The sequence below is a fragment of the Sphingomonas sp. 320_CC genome (assembly GCF_059691795.1).
This window is the reverse complement of record NZ_JCAWAE010000002.1, coordinates 927,600-947,590: the sequence shown is the minus strand read 5'-3', so window position 1 is coordinate 947,590 and position 19,991 is coordinate 927,600. Positions and strand designations below refer to the sequence as shown.

21 protein-coding genes are annotated in these 19,991 nt (G+C 66.9%); 9 read left to right on the top strand and 12 right to left on the bottom strand.

Going from position 1 to position 19,991, the window contains the following annotated elements; translation table 11 throughout:
* Positions 1-55: 55 nt before the first annotated feature.
* From AC59GX_RS11455 to AC59GX_RS11445, 3 genes are all read left to right on the top strand, one after another.
* Positions 56-1,969 (top strand): M61 family metallopeptidase, encoded by a 1,914-nt coding sequence (locus AC59GX_RS11455; RefSeq protein ID WP_497301715.1) that lies wholly within the window; start codon positions 56-58, stop codon positions 1,967-1,969.
* Between the two features lie 76 nt (positions 1,970-2,045).
* Positions 2,046-2,624 (top strand): inorganic diphosphatase, encoded by a 579-nt coding sequence (gene ppa, locus AC59GX_RS11450; protein WP_056487210.1) that lies wholly within the window; start codon positions 2,046-2,048, stop codon positions 2,622-2,624.
* A gap of 4 nt (positions 2,625-2,628) precedes the next feature.
* The gene (locus AC59GX_RS11445; RefSeq protein ID WP_426284518.1) at positions 2,629-3,291 is read left to right on the top strand and encodes a TIGR02466 family protein; all 663 of its coding nucleotides are present in this window, start codon (positions 2,629-2,631) and stop codon (positions 3,289-3,291) included.
* 162 nt (positions 3,292-3,453) lie between these two features.
* On the opposite strand, the gene AC59GX_RS11440 is transcribed toward AC59GX_RS11445, so the two are convergent.
* From AC59GX_RS11440 to ispG, 3 genes are all read right to left on the bottom strand, one after another.
* Complete coding sequence (locus AC59GX_RS11440; protein ID WP_426284516.1) at positions 3,454-3,930, bottom strand: GNAT family N-acetyltransferase; 477 nt, start codon at positions 3,928-3,930, stop codon at positions 3,454-3,456.
* Positions 3,927-4,826: a DMT family transporter gene (locus AC59GX_RS11435; protein ID WP_426284514.1), complete on the bottom strand. Its 900-nt coding sequence runs from the start codon at positions 4,824-4,826 to the stop codon at positions 3,927-3,929. The genes AC59GX_RS11440 and AC59GX_RS11435 overlap by 4 nt, the downstream gene beginning before the upstream one ends.
* 346 nt (positions 4,827-5,172) lie before the next feature.
* On the bottom strand, positions 5,173-6,309 hold the full coding sequence (gene ispG / locus AC59GX_RS11430) for a flavodoxin-dependent (E)-4-hydroxy-3-methylbut-2-enyl-diphosphate synthase (protein WP_426284511.1): 1,137 nt from the start codon (positions 6,307-6,309) through the stop codon (positions 5,173-5,175).
* Positions 6,310-6,424: 115 nt separating this feature from the next.
* On the opposite strand from ispG, the gene AC59GX_RS11425 reads away from it, so the two are divergent.
* From AC59GX_RS11425 to AC59GX_RS11410, 4 genes are all read left to right on the top strand, one after another.
* Positions 6,425-6,946, top strand: a complete 522-nt coding sequence (locus AC59GX_RS11425; RefSeq protein WP_426284509.1) for a DUF1993 domain-containing protein — start codon at positions 6,425-6,427, stop codon at positions 6,944-6,946.
* Positions 6,947-7,087: 141 nt separating this feature from the next.
* A complete protein-coding gene (locus AC59GX_RS11420; RefSeq protein ID WP_426284507.1) occupies positions 7,088-8,227 on the top strand; it encodes an acyltransferase family protein in 1,140 nt (379 codons plus the stop codon).
* The gene (locus tag AC59GX_RS11415) at positions 8,224-9,144 is read left to right on the top strand and encodes an isoaspartyl peptidase/L-asparaginase family protein (RefSeq protein WP_426284505.1); all 921 of its coding nucleotides are present in this window, start codon (positions 8,224-8,226) and stop codon (positions 9,142-9,144) included. The genes AC59GX_RS11420 and AC59GX_RS11415 overlap by 4 nt, the downstream gene beginning before the upstream one ends.
* Positions 9,141-9,992: a S1/P1 nuclease gene (locus AC59GX_RS11410; RefSeq protein ID WP_426284503.1), complete on the top strand. Its 852-nt coding sequence runs from the start codon at positions 9,141-9,143 to the stop codon at positions 9,990-9,992. The genes AC59GX_RS11415 and AC59GX_RS11410 overlap by 4 nt, the downstream gene beginning before the upstream one ends.
* A 172-nt stretch (positions 9,993-10,164) precedes the next feature.
* Here AC59GX_RS11410 and pal read toward each other — a convergent pair whose 3' ends face one another.
* The 6 genes from pal to AC59GX_RS11380 all read right to left on the bottom strand — a co-directional run bounded on the left by pal (position 10,165) and on the right by AC59GX_RS11380 (position 14,995).
* Complete coding sequence (gene pal, locus AC59GX_RS11405) at positions 10,165-10,692, bottom strand: peptidoglycan-associated lipoprotein Pal (protein ID WP_398457145.1); 528 nt, start codon at positions 10,690-10,692, stop codon at positions 10,165-10,167.
* 52 nt (positions 10,693-10,744) lie between these two features.
* Positions 10,745-12,133: a Tol-Pal system beta propeller repeat protein TolB gene (gene tolB / locus AC59GX_RS11400; RefSeq protein WP_497301731.1), complete on the bottom strand. Its 1,389-nt coding sequence runs from the start codon at positions 12,131-12,133 to the stop codon at positions 10,745-10,747.
* A 227-nt stretch (positions 12,134-12,360) separates the two neighbouring features.
* Positions 12,361-13,398 carry a cell envelope integrity protein TolA gene (tolA, locus tag AC59GX_RS11395; protein WP_426284500.1) on the bottom strand — a complete coding sequence of 346 codons (1,038 nt, stop codon included), beginning with the start codon at positions 13,396-13,398 and terminating at the stop codon, positions 12,361-12,363.
* Between the two features lie 10 nt (positions 13,399-13,408).
* On the bottom strand, positions 13,409-13,846 hold the full coding sequence (tolR, locus tag AC59GX_RS11390; RefSeq protein ID WP_056053220.1) for a protein TolR: 438 nt from the start codon (positions 13,844-13,846) through the stop codon (positions 13,409-13,411).
* A 1-nt stretch (position 13,847) separates the two neighbouring features.
* Positions 13,848-14,540 carry a protein TolQ gene (tolQ, locus tag AC59GX_RS11385; RefSeq protein ID WP_426284498.1) on the bottom strand — a complete coding sequence of 231 codons (693 nt, stop codon included), beginning with the start codon at positions 14,538-14,540 and terminating at the stop codon, positions 13,848-13,850.
* Positions 14,537-14,995 carry a YbgC/FadM family acyl-CoA thioesterase gene (locus AC59GX_RS11380; RefSeq protein WP_426284496.1) on the bottom strand — a complete coding sequence of 153 codons (459 nt, stop codon included), beginning with the start codon at positions 14,993-14,995 and terminating at the stop codon, positions 14,537-14,539. The genes tolQ and AC59GX_RS11380 overlap by 4 nt, the downstream gene beginning before the upstream one ends.
* A gap of 117 nt (positions 14,996-15,112) precedes the next feature.
* On the opposite strand from AC59GX_RS11380, the gene AC59GX_RS11375 reads away from it, so the two are divergent.
* Positions 15,113-15,517, top strand: coding sequence for a VOC family protein (locus tag AC59GX_RS11375; RefSeq protein ID WP_497301710.1), 405 nt, complete (start codon positions 15,113-15,115; stop codon positions 15,515-15,517).
* Positions 15,518-15,522: 5 nt separating this feature from the next.
* Here the strand turns inward: AC59GX_RS11375 and AC59GX_RS11370 are convergent, their stop codons facing one another.
* From AC59GX_RS11370 to AC59GX_RS11360, 3 genes are all read right to left on the bottom strand, one after another.
* Entirely contained in the window at positions 15,523-16,281 is a 759-nt protein-coding gene (locus AC59GX_RS11370) for a hypothetical protein (protein ID WP_426284494.1), read from the bottom strand.
* 397 nt (positions 16,282-16,678) lie between these two features.
* A complete protein-coding gene (locus tag AC59GX_RS11365; RefSeq protein WP_353466837.1) occupies positions 16,679-17,698 on the bottom strand; it encodes an NAD(P)H-dependent flavin oxidoreductase in 1,020 nt (339 codons plus the stop codon).
* 55 nt (positions 17,699-17,753) lie between these two features.
* Positions 17,754-19,022, bottom strand: a complete 1,269-nt coding sequence (locus AC59GX_RS11360) for an aspartate kinase (protein WP_426282929.1) — start codon at positions 19,020-19,022, stop codon at positions 17,754-17,756.
* A gap of 52 nt (positions 19,023-19,074) precedes the next feature.
* Here AC59GX_RS11360 and ubiG point away from each other — a divergent pair, with 52 nt between their 5' ends.
* Positions 19,075-19,815 (top strand): bifunctional 2-polyprenyl-6-hydroxyphenol methylase/3-demethylubiquinol 3-O-methyltransferase UbiG, encoded by a 741-nt coding sequence (gene ubiG, locus AC59GX_RS11355; RefSeq protein ID WP_426282930.1) that lies wholly within the window; start codon positions 19,075-19,077, stop codon positions 19,813-19,815.
* The last annotated feature ends 176 nt before the right edge of the window (positions 19,816-19,991 follow it).

Here is a 19,991-nt window from a genome sequence, read left to right as displayed (position 1 = left end):
GCCCTTTATCGCGATTACACCTCGTGTCATCGTCTCTCAGCCGGAAGGCCCTTCCTTGATCCGCAAGCTTCTCGTCGCGTCCCTGCTCGCATCCGCCGCACCCGCCTTCGCGCAGGTCCCCGCCGGCAACACCGCGCCGCAGCCGGTGCCGTTCGTCGACACCATCCCCGACGCGGTCGACACGCCCTATCCCGGCACATTGCTGCTCGACGTCGATGCGACCGATACCGAGCGCGGCATCTTTCGCGTCAAGCAGACGATCCCGGTCGCCAAGTCAGGGCCGATGGCGCTGCTCTATCCGAAATGGCTGCCCGGCGCGCACTCCCCGCGCGGCGAGATCGAGAAGCTCGCCGGCCTAGTGATGCGCGCGAACGGGAAGATCGTCCCCTGGACGCGCGATCCGGTCGACGTGTTCGCCTTCCACATCGACGTGCCGACCGGCGCGAGGTCGGTCGTTGCCGAGTTCCAGTTCATCTCCGCGACCAAGGGCGACCAGGGCCGTATCGTCATGACACCGACGATGGTCAGCCTCGAGCCCAATCTCGTCAGCCTCTACCCGGCCGGCTATTTCACGCGCCAAATCCCGATCAAGATGACCGTTACCTACCCAACCGGCTGGACCGCCGCGGGTGCGGTGCCCGCCAAGGTGTCGGGCTCGACCTACAGCTACGACACGACCAACTACGAGATCCTGGTCGATTCGCCGACGCTCGCGGGCAAGTACGGCAAGGTCTGGCCGCTCTCCCCCCGCGTCGACCTGAACGTGTTCGCCGACAGCCCCGACCAGCTCGCCGCCAAGCCCGAGCAGATCGACGCGCACAAGCGGCTCGTCGACCAGGCGGTGAAGACGTTCGGCGCGCAGCATTACGATCATTACGAATTCCTGCTGTCGATCACCGATCAGCTCGGCGGGATCGGGCTGGAGCATCACCGCAGTTCGGAGAACGGCGTGAAGCCGGGCTATTTCACCGAATGGGAAACCGGCGCCGCCGCGCGCAACCTGCTGCCGCACGAGTTCACGCATAGCTGGGACGGCAAGTTCCGCCGCGGCGCCGACCTGTGGACGCCGGACTTCCGCACGCCGATGCGCGATTCGCTGCTGTGGGTCTACGAAGGCCAGACGCAGTTCTGGGGCTATGTGCTCCAGGCGCGTTCGGGCCTCGTCAGCAAGCAGGACACGCTCGATGGTTACGCCTCGATCCTCGGGATCTACGACGCCGCGAAGGGTCGCGAATGGCGCCCGCTGATCGACACGACGAATGACCCGGTGATCTCGGCGCGGAAACCGAAGGGCTGGACCAGCTGGCAGCGCTCGGAGGACTATTACAACGAAGGCCTGATGGTCTGGATGGAGGTCGACGCGATGCTTCGCCAGAAGTCGGGCGGGACCAAGTCGATCGACGATTTCGCCAAGGCGTTCTTCGGCGTCCGTGACGGCGATTACGGCGAGCTGACGTACACCTTCGCCGACGTCGCGAAGACGCTGAACGGCATCGTCCCCTATGACTGGGCGACGTTCCTGAACACGCGCCTGACCGAGACGGGCAAGCCCGCGCCGATCAACGGCTTCGCGATGAACGGCTACAAGCTGGTCTACGGCCCCGAGCAGAGCCCGTACCTGAAGCAGGCGGAGAAAAGCCGCGGTACCGATGTCAGCTATTCGCTCGGGATGGTGATCAACAAGGAGGGCGTAGTCACCTCGTCGATCTGGGACAGCCCGGCGTTCAAGGCGGGGCTCGATGTGGGCACGGAAATCGAGGCGGTGAACAGCGAGGCCTATTCGTCGGACAGGATCAAGGCGGCGATCCTGGCCGCGAAGGGGACGAAGGTGCCGATCCGTCTTACTGTGAAAAACAACGACCGATTCCGCGACATCTTGCTCGATTACCATGACGGCCCGCGCTATCCGCGGCTACAGAAGGTGGGTACAGGTGACGGCGGACTGGACAAGCTGCTGACGCCGCGCTGACCAGAGACTAAACTAACGTGGTGCCGGCCGCTCCCCAGACGAGGAGCGCCGGCATCGTCATATCGAAAGGACCGCCATGCGTATCGACCTCATCCCGACCGGCAAGAACCCGCCCGAGGATCTGAACGTCATCATCGAAGTGCCGACCGGCGGCGAGCCCGTGAAGTACGAGTTCGACAAGGCATCGGGCGCGCTGTTCGTCGATCGCATCCTGCACACGCCGATGCGCTACCCCGCGAACTACGGCTTCGTGCCGCACACGCTCAGCCCCGATGGCGATCCGCTCGACGCACTGGTGATCGCGCGCTCGCCGTTCATCCCGGGCTGCGTCGTCCGCGCCCGCCCGATCGCGGTGCTGAACCTGGAAGACGAAGCCGGCGGCGACGAGAAGCTCATCTGCGTGCCGGTAGACGCGGTGTTCCCGTATTACGCCAACATCGGCGAGCGCGGCGACATGCCCGAGATCGTGTTCGAGCAGATCGAGCACTTCTTCACCCACTACAAGGACCTTGAGAAGACGAAGTGGGTCCGCGTCGGCAAGTGGGGCGACGCCGAAGAAGCCAAGCGCGTCACGATCGAGGCGATCGAGCGCTACAACGCCGAGAAGGCCAAGGGCGAAGAGCCGATGAACGCGGACGACACCGCAGGACGCTGATAGCATGACCACGGCGTCTCCTGCGTTCGACGGCATCCGCGTCCGCGCGGCGCAGATCGGGATGTACGAGACGCCGATCCTGCATGGGCGTCTGGCCGATGCCGGCGCACTAACGGCGGCGTTGCGCGCTGCGATCCTCGATCGCTACGCCGCCGCGCCGAGCCTTGCCCGATCCAATGTCGGGGGCTGGCATTCGGCGACCGACATGCTCTACTGGGGCGGCCCGGCAGCGGCCGCGCTCGCCGATACCGCGGTGAAGATGGCCAAGCGCGCGTCGCATTTCGATGGCCGCGATGCGGCGACCGTCGAGTGGACCGTCAAGATGTGGGCGAACGTGTCGCCGCCCGGCGCGCTCAACATGAGCCACGCGCATCCCGGAGTGCTGTGGGCCGCGGTCTATTACATCGACATGGGCACCGCGCCGGCGGAGGGCGAAGCAGGCGGCGAACTGTTCTTCGAGGACCCGCGCTTTCCGGTGCCGTTCATGCGCCTGCCCGGCTTCCGCCTGGTCGGGATCAACGGCCAGCCGCAACCTGTCGAGCGCCGCCTCCCGACCGAGGCGGGCGACCTGGTCCTGTTCCCAGCTTGGCTCCGCCACGGCGTCCGCCCGCACCTCGGCACCGGCGACCGCATTTCGATCGCAATGAATATCGACGTGAAGGGGTAGGACCCGCGTTGGCGACACCCTGGCCTTCCCCCCTCACTGGAAGGGAGGGGTCGGGGGTGGGTCGGCGTCCGCATTTCCGACCTTGGTGAGGAGGTGGCCCAAACCGGCCTACCTACCCCCAGCCCCTCCCTTTCAGGGAGGGGAGCGGGACGGCGCTTTGATCTACCGGCCAGCGAGCTTCACCAAAGCATCCCCCGACATCCGCTGGATCGTCCATTCCTCCATGCCGACCGCGCCTACTTTCCGGTAAAAAGCGATCGCATCGGCATTCCAGTCAAGCACCGACCATTCGAACCGCGCGCAGCCGCGATCGAGCGCCACGCCGGCCAGATGCGCCAGCAACGCGCCACCGACCCCCTGCCCGCGCGCTTCCGGCGTCACGTAGAGATCCTCGAGATACAGCCCACGCTTGCCCGTCCACGTCGAGAAATTTTGGAAGAACAGCGCGAACCCGAGCGGGCCTTCCGCGGTCTCCGCGATCAAAGCCTCCGCGGCAGGCCGCTCCCCGAACAGCGCCTCCGCCAGCATCGTCTCGGTCGCCTCGACCGCATCCGGCTCGCGCTCGAACGCGGCGAGTTCGCGGACGAAGCGCAGGATCGTGCCGACATCGGCAACGGTGGCGGAACGGATGATGGTCATGCACTAGCCTCGATCGATGTCTGCGCGATGTCACGCCTTCGCGCCGCGTACAGGCACGCGACGACGATGACCGCCGCGCCCGCCAGCGTGAACGCCGATACCCGCTCCCCGAACACCAGGAAACCCAAGCCGGCGGCGTAGACGAACGACGTGTATTCGGTGGTCGCGAGAAACCCGGTATCGCCGTGCGCATAGGCCCAGCCGAGCAGCCACAGCGATGCGGTCGCGAGCCCCGCGGCGAGTATGAGCTTGGGCCACTGCGCCGCCTCGGGCACCACCGCCAGCCAAGGCGCGGCGAGCGCCAGCGTCGCGGTGATGACGAGAGCCTGGAAGAACGCGATCTCCCCCGGCCGCGCCGCCTGGCTCTGCAACCGCGCGATGACGAGGTTGACCGCGTACAGCACCGCAGACCCGAGGACCGCGAGCGCACCGTGAAACGTCTCCGGTCCCGCGACGCCGCGCCCATGCCCGATCATCACCACCAGCACGCCGAGCAACGCGGCGATCGACGCGACCACCGCCCGCCGCCCGACCCGTTCGCCGAGTGTCGCCGCACCGAGGAGCAGCGCAAGGATCGGCGCGATGTAGGTCAGCGAAATCGCCTGCGCCATCGGCACGCGCGCGAGCCCCCAGAAGAACAGCACCGCCATCGCCGTCGTGACCAATCCGCGCGCAAGATGCAGCTTCAGCGCCCGCCCGCTCGGCCGTCCGCTGTTCCCGAGCCTCCACGCGACCGCGCCGAGCCCGACGCTGATCATCTGCCGCCACAGCAGCGCGTTATAGACGCCGATCGCGAGGACCAGCGACTTCATCACCGCATCCATCATGGAGAACAGGCCAATGCCCAGCGCGGCAATCGCGAAAGCCAGAGCTGGGGAAACGGCGCGGGGTGTCATCGGACCAGACCGTATCACGAACGATCTATGTTTGGATCATCCGCATGCAATCCGCTTAACCGGCATCCTATCGTGACGCCATCGCCGGTACTGGAATTGCCGTTGCGGACGTCGACGGTTTGATAAAGCGGTGTCCAGGGTGCTGTTCCCCCGCGAACGCGGGGGTCTAGGACCACGAACGCTATCGCCGGTAACCCTGGATTCCCGCTTTCGCGGGAGAACGAGAAAGGCGGCCGCGTCCACACGGCGTCATCCTGACGAAAGTCAGGATCCAGGGTAACGAACGTTGCCCTTCATGGCTCTGGATCCTGACTTTCGTCAGGATGACGGGGTGTGGTGGTAGCCCCTATTCCGCCGCCACCGGCACCAGCGCGGCCATCGCCGCATCCGCCGCGTCGATTTCCGCGGCTTTCGCCTCGACCAGCCGGACGATGTGGTCGACCATGTCGGCGTCCTGAACGTGGTGGTCGGTCACACCCGACAGGTACACCATGTGCTTGCCGTTGCCGCCGCCGGTGATGCCGATGTCGGTTTCACGCGCCTCACCGGGACCGTTCACCACGCAGCCAAGCACCGAAAGCGACATCGGCGTGCGGATGTGCTGCAACCGTTCCTCCAGCGCCTGCACCGTGCGGATCACGTCGAAGCCCTGTCGCGCGCACGACGGGCACGACACGACGCGGACACCGCGGTTGCGGATGCCGAGCGCCTTGAGAATCTCGAACCCGACGCGGACTTCCTCCTCGGGCTCGGCCGACAGCGACACGCGGATCGTGTCGCCAATGCCGTACCAGAGCAGGCTGCCCATCCCGATCGCGGACTTGACCGTGCCGCCGACGAACCCGCCCGCCTCGGTGATGCCGAGATGCAGCGGGCAATCGACCTGCTCGGCGAGCTGCTGGTACGCCGCCACCGCGAGGAACAGATCGGACGCCTTCACCGCGACCTTGAACTCGTGAAAGTCGTGGTCCTGCAACAGCTTGATGTGATCGAGCGCCGACTCGACCAACGCATCGGGGCAAGGCTCGCCGTATTTCTCGAGCAGGTGCCGCTCGAGCGAGCCGCCGTTGACGCCGATACGGATCGCGCAGCCGTTGGATTTCGCCGCGTCGACGACCTCCTTCACGCGCGCCGCCGAGCCGATATTGCCCGGGTTGATTCGCAGGCAGGCCGCGCCGGCGTCCGCCGCTTCGAGCGCGCGCTTGTAGTGGAAATGGATGTCCGCGACGATCGGCACGCGGCTCGCACGGACGATCTGCTTGAGCGCTGTGGTAGATTCGACGTCGGGGCAGCTCACGCGGATGATGTCGACGCCCGCGTCTTCGCAGCGGCGGATCTGGTCGACCGTCGCGCGCACGTCGTCGGTCGGCGTGTTGGTCATCGTCTGCACCGTGACCGGCGCATCGCCGCCGACGGGGACGTTGCCGACCATGATCTGGCGGCTCTTGCGGCGGGTGATATCGCGCCAGGGACGAAGGGACATGGAGATTCCTCGGGAGTTCGAGGCCTATATAGCGACTTGCGCGCCGGAACGGAACATCGCTGGCCGGAGTAGCGATCGTCGGCCATAGCGGCGCACGGCTTTAGGAGCGAACGCGATGACCCTGTCCCTGTACGATGCGACGATTCCCTCGAATCTCCAGATTCTTCGCGCGGTCGACGCGCTGCTCGACAAAGCGGAAGCATTCGCGGTCGAGCGCGGTATCGAACCCGCGACGCTGATCGACGCCAAGCTCGCCGACGACATGCTGCCCTTCGGCTATCAGGTGAAGTCTTGCGCAGCGCATTCGGTCGGCGGGATCGAAGGCGTCCGCGCCGGTACTTTCGCGCCGGACCGCTCGGCTTGGCCGACGGATTTCGCGGGGCTCCATGCTTTGATGCGTGACGCAATCGCCAAGCTGGAAGCGATCGACCGGGAGACGTTCGACGCGCTCGCCGACAACGACACCACCTTCGAGTTCGGCACGTTCGTCATGCCGTTCACCGGCGCGAACTTCCTGCTCTCGTTCTCGCAGCCGAACTTCTACTTTCACGCCAGCACGGCCTACGCGATCCTCCGCGCGCAGGGCGTCCCGATCGGCAAGCGCGACTTCATGGGCACGCCGCGCATGAAGGCGTGAGCCGACTGAAACGCAGGTACCCGGATTAAACGATCCTCCCCCGCCAGGGGGAGGATTTCAGGGGGACACCGGTCGGTCGCGAACACCGCCTCAGCCGGTCGCACGCTTGCGGCACCGGCCCCCGCCCCGTAGGGCCGCGCGATGACGAGGCATTTCGGCATGGACTGGCTGCGGATCGGTGCGTTCGCGCTGCTGATCCTCTACCATATCGGCATGGTCTTCGTGCCGTGGAACTTCCATGTGAAGTCGCTCCATGTCGAGGACTGGGTGCGGCTGCCGATGCTGGCGAGCAACGCATGGCGGCTGACGCTGCTGTTCGTCGTCTCGGGCTATGCCAGCCGCGCGCTGCTCAACCGGTCGAGCGGCACGGCCGGATTCTTCGCCAATCGCTGCTACCGCCTGCTCGTGCCGCTGCTGTTCGGCATGGCGGTGATCGTCCCGCCGCAACCCTGGGTCGAGCTGGTCACCAAGCACGCCTATGCCGGCAGCTATCTGACGTTCTGGAGCCACGACTATTTCCGCTTCGGCAAGCTCGCCGGGCTGTCGTTGCCGACCTGGAACCACCTCTGGTTCGTCGTCTATCTCTGGGTCTACACGAGCGTTTTGACGCTCGGGCTGGTCCTCGTCCGCGGCGACTGGCTGCAACGCGCGTTCGACTGGGTCTTCGGCAGCTGGGCGGTGCTCGCCCTGCCGGTCGCGTGGCTCGTGTTCGTCCACGCCTGGTGGTTCCAGATGGCCGCGGAATCGCAAGCCCTGTTCGGCGACTGGGTCGCGCACGTCACCTATTTCCCCGCCTTCCTGTTCGGCTTCGGCCTAGCCCGTTCCGAGCCCGCAATGGCGGCGATCGCGCGCTGGTGGAAGGTCGGTGCCGTCGCCGCGGTGCTCGGCTATGGCGCGATCATCGGCATCGAGCTCGAATGGCCCGGCGACATCGTCGCGCCGCGCTGGATCTACCCCGGTTACGGCGTCGCGCACGCGCTCGAGCAATGGGGGGCGATCGTCGCGCTGATCGGAATCGCCGAGCGCCACTGGAACCGCGACCATCGCTGGCGCCGCACGCTGACCGAGGCGGTGTTCCCGTTCTACCTGATCCACCAGACGATCATCGTCCTCGTGATGTACGCGCTGCTCCCCGCCGGCCTGCCGGGCTGGGCGGAGTTCGCCTGCCTGCTCGCCGCGACGACGATCGGCTGCATCGCCTTCTACTGGATCGGCCGCAGCATCGCGCCGCTCCGTCCCCTCATCGGCCTCCGCGCCCTACCCTCGAAAGACTCAGCATGACCTGGACCCTCGTCATCCACGGCGGCGCCGGCAAACTCGACAGCGAGATGGTCTCGCCTGAGCAGGATGCGGGCGCACGCGCCGGCCTGTCGCGCGCGCTCGACGTCGGGTCGAAGGTGCTGGCGGACGGCGGCGGCGCGCTCGATGCGGTCGAGGCGGCGGTGCGCGTGCTGGAGGACGACCCGCACTTCAATTCGGGGCGCGGCGCGGTGTTCACGCACGACGGCACGCTGGAGCTCGACGCCGCGATCATGGACGGGCGCACGCGGGCGGCGGGGGCAGTCGCTGCGGCGACCGCCACGCGCAACCCCGTCGGTCTAGCGCGCGCGATCCTAGACGACGGCCGCCACGTCTTCCTCGCCGGCAAGGGCGCGGATGCGTTCTCGCTCGAACGCGACCTTCCCCAGGCGGATGCCGCGTGGTTCGCGACCGACGAACGCCGCCGGCAATTTGCGGAGTTCCAGGCCGATGGCGGCGGGTTCGACGTCGACATGAAATACGGCACGGTCGGCGCGGTCGCCTGCGACACGCACGGCCATGTCGCCGCCGCCACCTCGACCGGCGGCGTGACCGGCAAGCGCTGGGGCCGGATCGGTGACACGCCGGTGATCGGCGCGGGAACCTTCGCCGACGATCGCGCCTGCGCGGTATCGTGCACCGGCTCGGGCGAGTTCTTCCTCCGCGTCGGCGTCGGCCACGAGATCGGCGCGCGCGTCCGCCTGTCGGGCGAGTCTCTGCAAGTCGCGGCCGACGCGGTGCTCGCCGAAGTGAAGGCTCTGGGCGGCACCGGCGGCGTCATCGTCGCGGGACCGGACGGCGACATAGCCTGGGGTTTCAATACCGTCGGCATGTACCGCGGACGCGCGTCGTCCGAGAGTAGCCGGACCGTCGCGATCTACGCTAACGAGCCGGCATGAAGCGCTATCTCCTCGCCGCGATCGCCTCGCTCGGCCTCGCCTCCCCCGCCACCGCATTCTGGGAGTACGGCCACCAGACCGTCGCGCAGATCGCCTATGCCAACGTCACGCCGAAGACCAAGGCGGCGATCCGCAAGCTGCTCGCGCAACAGGCATTGCTGGATACGCCGACCTGCCCCGCGGGCACGATCGAGGAGGCCAGCGTCTGGGCGGACTGCATCAAGCCGCTGAAACTGAACGACGGATCTACGCGCTTCGGTTTCGCGTACAGCTGGCATTACCAGAACGTCGACATCTGCGCGCCGTTCGACCTGACGCCGGCGTGCAAGGAAGGCGATTGCGTCTCGTACCAGATCGATCGCGACGTGAAGATGCTCCGCGACAAGTCGACGCTGCCCCGCGACCGCGTCGTCGCGCTCGCGTTCCTGATCCACTTCGTCGGCGATCTCCACCAGCCGCTGCACGCCGGCGACCGCCACGACAAGGGCGGCAACGACGTGAAGGCGAACTACGGGATCTACGGCCCTGCGCGGTTCAACCTGCATTCGATCTGGGACGGCCCGCTGGCGGAGCGTGCGATCTCGACGCCGCCGTCGCTGGTAAGGCGCTATCCCGCGGCTGAACGCGCGAAGATCGGCGCGGGGACGGTCGTCGACTGGAGCCGGGAGAGCTGGGAAGCCTCGCATGAGGCGTATGCGGCGGCGCTTGGCGGGGACGCGTGTGGTGCGGTGCCGGCGCGGGTGAAGATGGACGATGCCACGATCGCCAGGATGGTGCCGGTGTCGCGCGAAGAGGTTCGCCGTGGGGGTATTCGGTTGGCGAAACTGCTCGACAAGGCGCTGGGGTAACCTGCTTTCCCTCGCCCCTCCGGGGAGAGGGAGGGGCCCGCGTACGCTTGTACGTGGGAGGGTGAGGGGCTTGAGGCTCGGACCTTCCGTCCCAACAGCCCCTCACCCTCCCGTCGCCAAGCGGCTCCTCCCTCCCTCTCCCCGGAGGGGAGAGGGACTGCCGCGACAAATCTTAGTTCAACACCACCGTGACCGCGCGACGGTTCGCCGCCCAGCTCTGGTCGTCCGAGCCCATCGCCACCGGGCGCTCCTTGCCGTAGCTGATCGTCGTCATCCGGGACGACGACACGCCCTTCGCTGCCAGATAGTTCTTCGTCGCGTTGGCACGGCGATCGCCGAGTGCGAGGTTGTATTCACGCGTGCCACGCTCGTCGGCATGGCCTTCGATCGTGATCCGCTGGTTCGGGAACTTGGCCAGCCACTGCGCCTGGCTGTCGAGGATCGCGCGCGCGGTCGGATCGATGTCGTACATGTCGAGCCCGAAATTCACCGTGTTCGAGCTGACCGAGCGCTGGAAGTCGGCATCCGACCCCGGCACGATCGCCCCGCCGACATTGCCGCCGTTCTGGCCCGCATTCGGATCCACCGCAGCGTTGTTGTCGACCGGTGCGGGCGGCAGCACCGCGGGACGCTTCTTCGCGCAACCCGAAACGGCGATCAGCGCGGTGCACGCAAGCAAGATGTTGGAAAGCTTCGACATAGATAGTCTCCCGTAGAAAATCACGTTTCCCGTTAGTGCCCCCATAGCAGGTTCAGGGCCGCAGGGGGCCCCATGCCGGATCGGAGCCGTCGAGCGGCGTCGGGATCTTCCGCTCGTTGACGCCGGTCAGGTCGACCGACCAGAGGTCCGCCTTGCCGCCGCTGCCGCGTCCCGAGCGATAGAAGTTGATCACGCGACCGTTCGGCGACCAGCTCGGACCCTCGTCCTGCCAGTCGTTGGTGAGCAGCTTCTCGCCGCCGCCGCTCGGGCTCATGATGCCGATCCGGAAGCCGCCGCCGAGCTTGGTGAACGCGATCAGGTCGCCGCGCGGGCTCCACACCGGCGTCGCATAGCGCCCGCCGCCAAAGCTGATCCGCTGCTGGTTCGAGCCGTCCGCGTTCATCACGTAGATCTGCTGGCCACCCGAGCGATCGCTCTCGAACACGATCTTCGAGCCATCCGGCGAATAGCTGCCGCCGGTGTCGATCCCCGGCGAGTTGGTCAGCCGCTGCGGCGTGCCGCCCTGCGACGACACGCGGTAGACGTCGGTGTTACCGCCCTGCGCCATCGAGAACAGGATGTTGCGCCCGTCCGGCGAGAAGCGCGGCGCAAACGTCAGGTTCGCGTTCGCGACCACCAGGCGCTGCTTGCCCGAACCGATGTCGTAGACATAGATCGCCGGGCGATTGTTGAGATAGCTCATATAGACGATCGACTGCTGGTTCGGCGCGAACCGCGGCGTCAGGACGATCGACTGGCCGTTGGTCAGGAAGCGGTGATTGGCGCCGTCCTGATCCATGATCGCGAGCCGCTTGATACGGCGTCCCTTGGGTCCGGTTTCGGACACGTAGACGACGCGGCTGTCGAAATACGCGCCTTCGCCGGTGAGGCGGGTGTAGACCATGTCTGCGCACTTATGCCCGGCGCGACGCCAGTCCGAGGGCGGCACGACGAACCCGGTGCGGGTCAGCTCGGCTTTCGATGACACGTCGTAGAGGTAGCAGCCGACGGTCAGGTTCCCGTCGCCGTTCGCGCGGATGAAGCCCTGCACCAGCGCCTGCGCGCCGGTGCTGCCCCAGTAGTCGAACCCGGGCGCCGTGACTTCGGGGAAGGTGATCGGGCGGAGCTGGCCGGGGGACAGCGGCGTGAACAGGCCAGAGTTGCGCAGATCGTTGGTGACGATGTCGGCGAGCTGGCGGCCGAGCACGTCGGTCGATCCTGCGGGCGTCGACACAACGGCAGACGTCGGCATGACAGGAATCGCGATCGGCATCGGTGCGGAAATGCCGCCGGTGACGTCGACCACGAGTCCGCCGGACTGATCGCCTGCCGCTGCCGGGGCGGCTGGATCGGCGGGAGCCTGTTGCGGTGCCGGCGGTGGTGCGTCTTGCGCATACGCTGCACTGCCGGAGACGAACGCGAGCAGCCCAACCGAAGCCAGAACCGATCGAGCCTTACGCCCACCCCACACAAACCCCACCCCGGCGGAGGCCGGGGCCCAATTGGGGGACGCCGCTGAGGGAACGTTGCGCATCATTACATCGACCTTCCCAATTGGGCCCCGGCCTTCGCCGGGGTGGTTACCGTGCGACAGGTGGTCACCTGCAACCGGGACGGTCTGGCGCGAAGGGAAAAACCCCAGGATCGATCGAGTCATAACGGACATCCTCAGCCGGGAAGTTTGTAGCGCAGGCTGAAATTGCTCCAGCCGTTCTGCACGTCATACAGGTCGTCGGGCAAACCGCGTAGCGGCGAACATCCGACGAAGGTCGCGATCGCCAGATCGTCGACGCGGTCGACATAGCGCCGGTTGTCGTCGTCGACGCCCGCGTGACCACTGATCGTCGGCCGCGACTTCAGCGTGCCGTCGCGGTTGAGCTTCAGGTTGATCGTCACGCGGATCCGCTCCGCGCCGGGTCCCGGCGTAACCTGGCGATTGGCGCAAGGCTGCACCTGCCGCAGGATCGCCGAGCCGATGTTCGCCGCCGCCTGCGCGCCGAGCTTGGCCGCCTTGGGCGCTTCCGACTTGCTCGGCGACGGATCGGCCGACAGACCTTTCAGGAAATTGTCGCCGAGCCGCGAACCGCGCGGCCGCGACGCCTTGGCCTCGGCGGTCGAGCCGCTGCCCTTGGTCGAGGATGGTTTTGCGGACTTGGACGACGACGCGGAGGACGACGTCTTCGCGGGCGCGGCGCTCGGTTTCGCCGCAGCCTTGGTCGGCGCGGACTTCGCGGGCGCGGCCTTGGCGGGTGGCGCCTTCTCGGGCTTGGGCTGTGGCTTCACGACGGGCTTCGGGACCGGCGCGGGCTTGGCGACGGGTTTCGGCGGCGCGGGCTTGGGTTTGGGTTGAGGCTTCGGCTCGGGTGCCGGCTGCGGCTTGGGCGCCGGTTTCGGCGGCGTGGGTTTGGGCTGCGGCGCAGGCGGCACGGGATCGGGCTTCGGCTCGGGCTCGGCCTCTTCCGGAGCAGGCGGCGCGGCATCCTCGGGCGCACCTTCGTCCGGTGCGATCGATTGCGCGGGCGTCTCCGCCGATTGCGGCGCGGTCGCCTCGAGCGCGACGTCGGGCACCAGGCTGACGTCGATCGGCTGCTGCTCGATCTTCTTCGGCAGTTCGGGCGCAGCGAGAAAGCCGAGCGACAGCGCGCCGAACAGCAGGACGTGCCCGACGACCGCGACGCCAAGGCCGATCTTCTCCGAGCGATCCATCAGCCAGCCATCAGTTCTGGTTACCCTCGACGGTCACCAGCGCGACGCGGTTCAGCCCGGCGCGGTTGAGTTCGCCCATCACGCGCATCACGCGGCCGTAATCGAGCTTCCGGTCCGCACGCAGCAGCACCTGCGGTTCGTCGCCCACCGCACGGCTGGCGGCGATCGCAGCAAGTCGTACCGGCAGCGCATCGTCGGTCACCTGATCCTTGTCGATGAACAGTGCGCCTGTCCCGTCCATCGAGATCTCGACGGGCTTCTGCTCCTGGTCGAGCGCCTTCGCACGCGCGTCGGGCAGGTTCACCGGTACGCCCGCGGTCATCAGCGGCGCGGTCACCATGAAGATGATCAGCAGCACCAGCATCACGTCGACCAGCGGCGTGACGTTGATATCCGCCATCGGCGCCCGCCGCCCACGCCCGCGCGACGAAGGAAGGTTCATAGCCACCTTAGCGCGACCCGTCCAGCTGGCGGCTCAAGGTCGTGTGGAAACCGTCGGCGAAGCGGTTGAGGCTCGCCTCGATCCGGTTGATGCCGTGGCTGAACCGGTTGTACGCGATCACCGCGGGAATGGCCGCGAACAGGCCGATCGCAGTTGCGAACAGTGCCTCCGCGATTCCCGGCGCGACCACCGCGAGCGACGTGTTCTGCGCCGCCGCGATGCTGGTGAAGCTCCGCATGATGCCCCACACCGTACCGAACAGCCCGACGAACGGCGCGACCGAGCCGACCGTCGCCAGCACGTTGAGCCGGTCCGACAGCTTGTCGATCTCGCCCGCGACCGCTGCGCCCATCGTGGTCGCCAGCCGCTCGCGCGTGCCGCTCTTGTCGATCGTGCCGCCCGCGGTCGAGCGCCGCCACTCGGTCACGCCGGCCGCGAACACGCGCGCCGACGGCAGGTCGTTCTCGCCCTCCGTCTTGTAGAAGACGTCGATGTCCTCGGCCTTCCAGAAATCGCGCTCGAACCGGGTCATGCCCTTGCGCGTCTTGCCGATCCGCCGCCAGAACGCGACGATCAGCGCCCAGGTCCAGATGCTGGCGAGCAGCAGCCCGATCATCACGCCCTTCACCACCCAGTCGGCCTGGAGGAACAAGTGGATCGGCGACAGCGTCGCGCTATCCATAGTCAACACCGGATTCATGCTTCCCCCTGCCAGACAAGGCGTTCGTAGATATCGATCCAGGCGCGCGGCTGGCGGCGTGGGCGACCATTGGGAGCGACCAATGCCGCCACCACGTCCGCCTCGGCCAAGACAAGCCCCTCGCGCATGACCCTTTGATGAATGGTGACCCCGGCCGAGCGGACACGGCGTATCCGCGAGACGACCAGCAAGGCGTCGTCGAGCTTCGCCGGCGCGGCGTAGCGGATGGCGACGCTGGCAATCGCGTAGGAGCCTTCGCCCGCCTCGAACGTCGCGCGCTGGTCGATCCCGCCGACCCGCAGCATGTCCGACCGCGCGCGCTCCATGTAGCGCAGATAATTGGCGTGATAGACCGCGCCCGACAGGTCGGTGTCCTCGAAATAGACGCGCACCGGAAACCGGTGCTCGCGCCCTTCGAAGCGGCCTTCCGCCGGACGATCTGAAACCTCAGCCATTCCCGCGGCTGTTAACCCAGTCTTTGCAGGTAAGCCAAGCTTTGCCTTCACCATGCCGGCACTGGTCGGGGGCGGACGAGCGGCGTACGCTGGCAGGGTTCAACGCAGGAGACTCGCATGGCCGATCGTCCCACCAGCGGAATCACACCGTTCCTCGTCATCCGCGATCAGCGAGGACGCGAGGCACTCGCGTTCTACGAGGCTGCGTTTGCCGCGACCCTCGTCGAGACGAACTTCGCGGACGACGGCGTTCGACTGATGCAGGCCAGCTTGCGAATCAACGACGCCTGGCTGATGCTGTCCGACGAGTTTCCCGAATGGCGTGGTCATGCCGAACCCGAACCCGCCGGCATAACCCTGCATCTCAGGGTCGACGACACCGACGCCTGGGTAGATAGTGCGGTGACGGCGGGAGCGGTCGTGACGATGCCCGTCGCCGACCAGTTCTGGGGCGATCGCTATGGCCAGATACGCGATCCGTTCGGCCATAGCTGGTCGGTCGGATCGCCCATCAAGGCCTGATCAGCCTACTGAAAAACGCTGGGATCCAGCTTCAGGCGCGGCTGAGCGGGCGGAACCGGCTGCGAGATCGGCTGGAGCCGCGCCTGCGTGACCGTCTGCACCGGCATGTTCGACGCATATTGGCGCGAGACCATCAGCTGCGGCTGGACCGGACGTACGGTGCGACCCCGCCACACGTCGACCGCGCGGTAGAAATCGGTGAACGGCCGCTCGAGCACGGGCAGGTTCTGTGCGGCGAACGCGGGCAGCGCCTCGGCGGTCAGACCGGCGCTCTGGGCGAGAACATTGCCCGCCGCGGCGCAGAATTCATCGCGCGCGGGCGACTGCGAGAAGAAGTTGTACAGGCGAGTCATCGAATCGTCGTAGCGATCCTGCCAGTCGCCGCCGCCCGACTTGTATTCGCTGGCATAGGTCGCCTCGGCCTTGGCGAGCACCGGCTTCTGTGCCGACAGCAACGCGTTGTAGCCCGCGACGATCACCACTTCCTGTGGTCCGCGGCATGCGAGCGCAGCGACGTTGAGTGCGGCGCGGAGATGCCAGACCTTGGCGGACGTCGTCAGGTTGCGATTCGGTGTAGGATAGGTGCCGTCGGCGAGCGCGACCGGAATGACGATCGTAGGCGACGCGCCCTTCGGCATCGTCGGCGCGGGCACGGGCACCATGATCACGGGCGGCGCGACCTGCGCGACGGTCCGTGGTTTCTGTGCGCAACCGGCCAGCAGGCCTAGCGCGGTAACGGACAGCAAAGCAAACCGACGACTCATCGCAACCACCTCATGACGTCCCCCGACGGGACACTCTATGCATGGGTTAGGTTAACGAGACGTAAGCCGTACGCGCTTTGCGGCGAGTGGAGAGGGGATGAGGTTAGGGGTTGGGGGTTGGGGGTTGGGGGTTGGGGGTTGGGGGTTGGGGGTTGGGGTTTGGCGGTGTGCTGCTTCGGCGCCGTGTGGCGTTAAGCCCCCCCCACCACTCCACCACCCCGGCGGAGGCCGGGGCCCAGTTGGAAAGGTTGCAGTAACGGAGCGCGACCTTAGTCAGCGACGTCCCCCAACTGGGCCCGGCCTCCGCCGGGGTGGTGCTAGGTAGACGCTTTTGTGAACATCAGCATGTAGAAGGCGCACCCTCTCGATCCTCCCCCTTGCGGGGGAGGATCGAGCGCTAAACCGCACGCGCCTCGAGCGCAGCCGCCGCCTGCGCCATCAATCCGCCGATGATGTCCGCGACCGGCTCCTCGCGCTTGACCATGCCGACCGACTGGCCCGCCATCACCGAGCCATGCTCGACATCGCCGTCGATCACCGCACGGCGCAGTGCACCCGCCCAGTAATGCTCGATCTGCAACTGCGCCTCGGCCATTTCCACGCGACCGCCATCAAGATGCCCGGCAACCTCGCGCTGCTTCGCCGTGAACAACTCGCTCGACGCGTTCTTCAGCGCGCGGACCGGGATGACCGGAAGCCGCGCATCGATCTGCACGCTGGCGATAGCGTCGCGCGCCGACGCGCGGATGAAGGCCTTCTTGAAATTGGCGTGCGCGATCGACTCGGTCGCGCACACGAACAGCGTGCCGAGCTGGACACCCGCCGCGCCCATGTCGAGATACCCGGCGATCGCCTCGCCGCGACCGATCCCGCCGGCGACGAACACGGGGACCTGCTCGGCGATCTCGGGCAGCATCTCCTGCGCGAGCACGCTGGTCGAGACCGGGCCGATATGGCCGCCGGCCTCCATCCCCTCGATCACCAGCGCATCGACGCCGCTCCGAATCAGCTTCTTCGCGAGCGCCAGCGCCGGCGAGAACGCGATCAGCTTGGCGCCGGTTTCCTTAATCGCCTCGATGCTGCCCTTGGGCGGCAGGCCACCAGCGAGCACGACGTGGCCGACCTGATGCTTGGCGCAGACCGCGATCAGCTCGAACAGGTCGGGGTGCATCGTGATCAGGTTCACGCCGAACGGCTTGTCCGTCATCGCCTTGGTGGCGGCGATCTCGGTATCGAGCAGCGCGGGCGTCATCGCGCCGCACGCGATCACGCCGAACCCGCCTGCGTTCGAGATCGCCGAGACGAGGTGACGCTCGCTCACCCACGACATCGCGCCGCCGAGAATCGCGACCTCCGACCCGAGGAACGCGGCGCCGCGCGCCATCCGGCGTTGCAGCCGCTCAGTACCGATCGTCATGCATCCATCCCCGTCGTCCCGGCGCCTGCCGGGATCATGTCGTTATGTATCAAGCTCAAGCCGCATCCTCGGCATCGAGCCCGTATGCCGTATGCAGCACGCGCACGGCCAGCTCGGTATAATCCTCTTCGATCAGCACGCTGACCTTGATCTCCGACGTGGCGATCGCCTGAATGTTGATGCCGCGCTCGCCGAGCGTCGTGAACATCGTCGAGGCGACGCCCGCGTGGCTGCGCATTCCGACGCCGACGACGGATACCTTGGCGACGCGCGTGTCGTGGACGATCGTCGCATAGCCGATCGCGTCCTTCGCCTTGTCGAGCACGTCGAGCGAGCGCGCCAGATCGGCCGCAGGCACCGTGAACGTCACGTCGGTCGAGCCGGTCGAATGCGCGACGTTCTGCACGATCATGTCGACGTTGATCCCCGCATCGGCGAGGGGCGCGAAGATCGCCGCGACCGAGCCCGGCCTATCGCTGACCTGCGTCAGGGTGATCTTCGCCTCGTTCTTGTCGTGCGCGATGCCGGTGATGAGCTGGCGTTCCATATCGTCGATTTCCTCTTCGCCCACGATCAACGTGCCCCGTTGTCCGCTTAGGGGGTGACCATCATTGGTGTCGCCATCCTCGAACGAGGACAATACGCGCACACGCACATTCTCTTTCATCGCCAGGCCGACAGACCGAGTCTGCAACACCTTGGCACCGACGCTGGCGAGTTCCAGCATCTCTTCGTACGTGACCTTGCTCAGCTTCCGCGCGCGAGGCACGATCCGGGGGTCGGTCGTGTAGACGCCGTCGACGTCGGTATAGATGTCGCATCGGTCGGCCTTCATCGCCGCCGCCATCGCCACCGCAGACGTATCCGAGCCGCCGCGACCGAGCGTCGTGACGCGCTGGCCGTCCGCGACCCCCTGGAAACCGGGGATCACCGCGACGACACCGTCCGCGAGGCTCGCATCGAGCGCGGCCGTGTCGATCTCGCCGATGCGGGCCGATCCGTGCGCGTCCGACGTGTTGATCGGCAACTGCCAGCCGAGCCAGCTCCGCGCCTTGCAGCCCGCCGCCTGGAGCGCGATCGCGAGCAAGCCGCTCGTGATCTGCTCGCCGGCCGAGACGACGACGTCATATTCCTTGGCGTCGTACAGCGACGACGCCTCGCGGCAGAAGCCGACCAGCCGATCGGTCTCGCCCGCCATCGCGGAGACGACGACGGCGACCTGGTTGCCGGCGTCGACTTCGCGCTTCACGCGCGCGGCGACGTTGCGGATCCGCTCGATCCCAGCCATCGACGTCCCGCCGAATTTCATCACGATACGGGCCATTGGCAGCGCAAATCCCTTTGGGTCGAAGCGGCGGCCCTGATAGGTAGCGCGCATGATACTGGCAAGCGACACCGTAACGAACGCAACAATCGATCCGCGCGAGGCCGCGCATTTCGGCACGATGGCGAAGGACTGGTGGGATCCGAAGGGTTCGTCGGCCCCGCTCCACAAGCTCAATCCGCCACGACTGCGCTACATCCGCGAGCAGGTCGATGCGCATTGGGGCGGCGACGGTTCGACCTTCACGCCGCTAGCGGGAAAGACCGCGCTCGACGTCGGGTGTGGTGCTGGGTTGCTGTGCGAGCCGTTGGCGCGGCTCGGTGCCGCGGTGACCGGGATCGATGCGGCACCCGAGAATATCGCGGTTGCGGAGATCCATGCAGCGCAGAGTGGCCTCGCGATCGACTACCGCGCGGGAGGCGTCGAGGGGCTGGTCGGGCAGTTCGACCTCGTCACCAGCCTCGAAGTGATCGAGCACGTCAGTGACCCTGCCGGCTTCGTGCGCGGTCTCGCGCGGACGTTGGCGGAGGGTGGGTTGCTGATTCTTTCGACGCCCAACCGGACGCCGTTGTCGCGGTTGGCAATGATTACCGTGGCGGAGGGCGCTGGCGTCATTCCCAAGGGCACGCACGACTGGAACAAGTTCCTGACGCCCGAGGAACTGACCGCGTTGCTGAAGGATGCGGGGCTTCGCGTGACGGACACGCGAGGGCTGAGCTTCTCGCCGGCGACCGGGTTTGCGCTGAGCGACTCAACCAGTCTCGATTACTTCCTGACCGCCGTAAAAGCCTGACCTTGCCCTACACGCCTCCACCCCCGCCTTCTCCGCCACCCCGGCGAAGGCCGGGGCCCAGTTGGGAAAGCCGGGGTAACGAAGCGCCGTCCTTAGCCATCACCGTCCCCCAACTGGTCCCCGGCCTTCGCCGAGGTGAAAGCGGTGGGTATGGTGGCATTCGTGGCTGAGCACAC

Coding starts and splice junctions, on each gene's coding strand:
- ppa (WP_056487210.1), top strand. CDS start 2,046: ATGCGTATCGACCTCATCCCGACCGGCAAGAACCCGCCCGAGGATCTG.
- AC59GX_RS11445 (WP_426284518.1), top strand. CDS start 2,629: ATGACCACGGCGTCTCCTGCGTTCGACGGCATCCGCGTCCGCGCGGCG.
- AC59GX_RS11440 (WP_426284516.1), bottom strand. CDS start 3,930: ATGACCATCATCCGTTCCGCCACCGTTGCCGATGTCGGCACGATCCTG.
- AC59GX_RS11435 (WP_426284514.1), bottom strand. CDS start 4,826: ATGACACCCCGCGCCGTTTCCCCAGCTCTGGCTTTCGCGATTGCCGCG.
- ispG (WP_426284511.1), bottom strand. CDS start 6,309: ATGTCCCTTCGTCCCTGGCGCGATATCACCCGCCGCAAGAGCCGCCAG.
- AC59GX_RS11425 (WP_426284509.1), top strand. CDS start 6,425: ATGACCCTGTCCCTGTACGATGCGACGATTCCCTCGAATCTCCAGATT.
- AC59GX_RS11420 (WP_426284507.1), top strand. CDS start 7,088: ATGACGAGGCATTTCGGCATGGACTGGCTGCGGATCGGTGCGTTCGCG.
- AC59GX_RS11415 (WP_426284505.1), top strand. CDS start 8,224: ATGACCTGGACCCTCGTCATCCACGGCGGCGCCGGCAAACTCGACAGC.
- AC59GX_RS11410 (WP_426284503.1), top strand. CDS start 9,141: ATGAAGCGCTATCTCCTCGCCGCGATCGCCTCGCTCGGCCTCGCCTCC.
- pal (WP_398457145.1), bottom strand. CDS start 10,692: ATGTCGAAGCTTTCCAACATCTTGCTTGCGTGCACCGCGCTGATCGCC.
- tolA (WP_426284500.1), bottom strand. CDS start 13,398: ATGGATCGCTCGGAGAAGATCGGCCTTGGCGTCGCGGTCGTCGGGCAC.
- tolQ (WP_426284498.1), bottom strand. CDS start 14,540: ATGAATCCGGTGTTGACTATGGATAGCGCGACGCTGTCGCCGATCCAC.
- AC59GX_RS11380 (WP_426284496.1), bottom strand. CDS start 14,995: ATGGCTGAGGTTTCAGATCGTCCGGCGGAAGGCCGCTTCGAAGGGCGC.
- AC59GX_RS11375 (WP_497301710.1), top strand. CDS start 15,113: ATGGCCGATCGTCCCACCAGCGGAATCACACCGTTCCTCGTCATCCGC.
- AC59GX_RS11370 (WP_426284494.1), bottom strand. CDS start 16,281: ATGAGTCGTCGGTTTGCTTTGCTGTCCGTTACCGCGCTAGGCCTGCTG.
- AC59GX_RS11365 (WP_353466837.1), bottom strand. CDS start 17,698: ATGACGATCGGTACTGAGCGGCTGCAACGCCGGATGGCGCGCGGCGCC.
- AC59GX_RS11360 (WP_426282929.1), bottom strand. CDS start 19,022: ATGGCCCGTATCGTGATGAAATTCGGCGGGACGTCGATGGCTGGGATC.
- ubiG (WP_426282930.1), top strand. CDS start 19,075: ATGATACTGGCAAGCGACACCGTAACGAACGCAACAATCGATCCGCGC.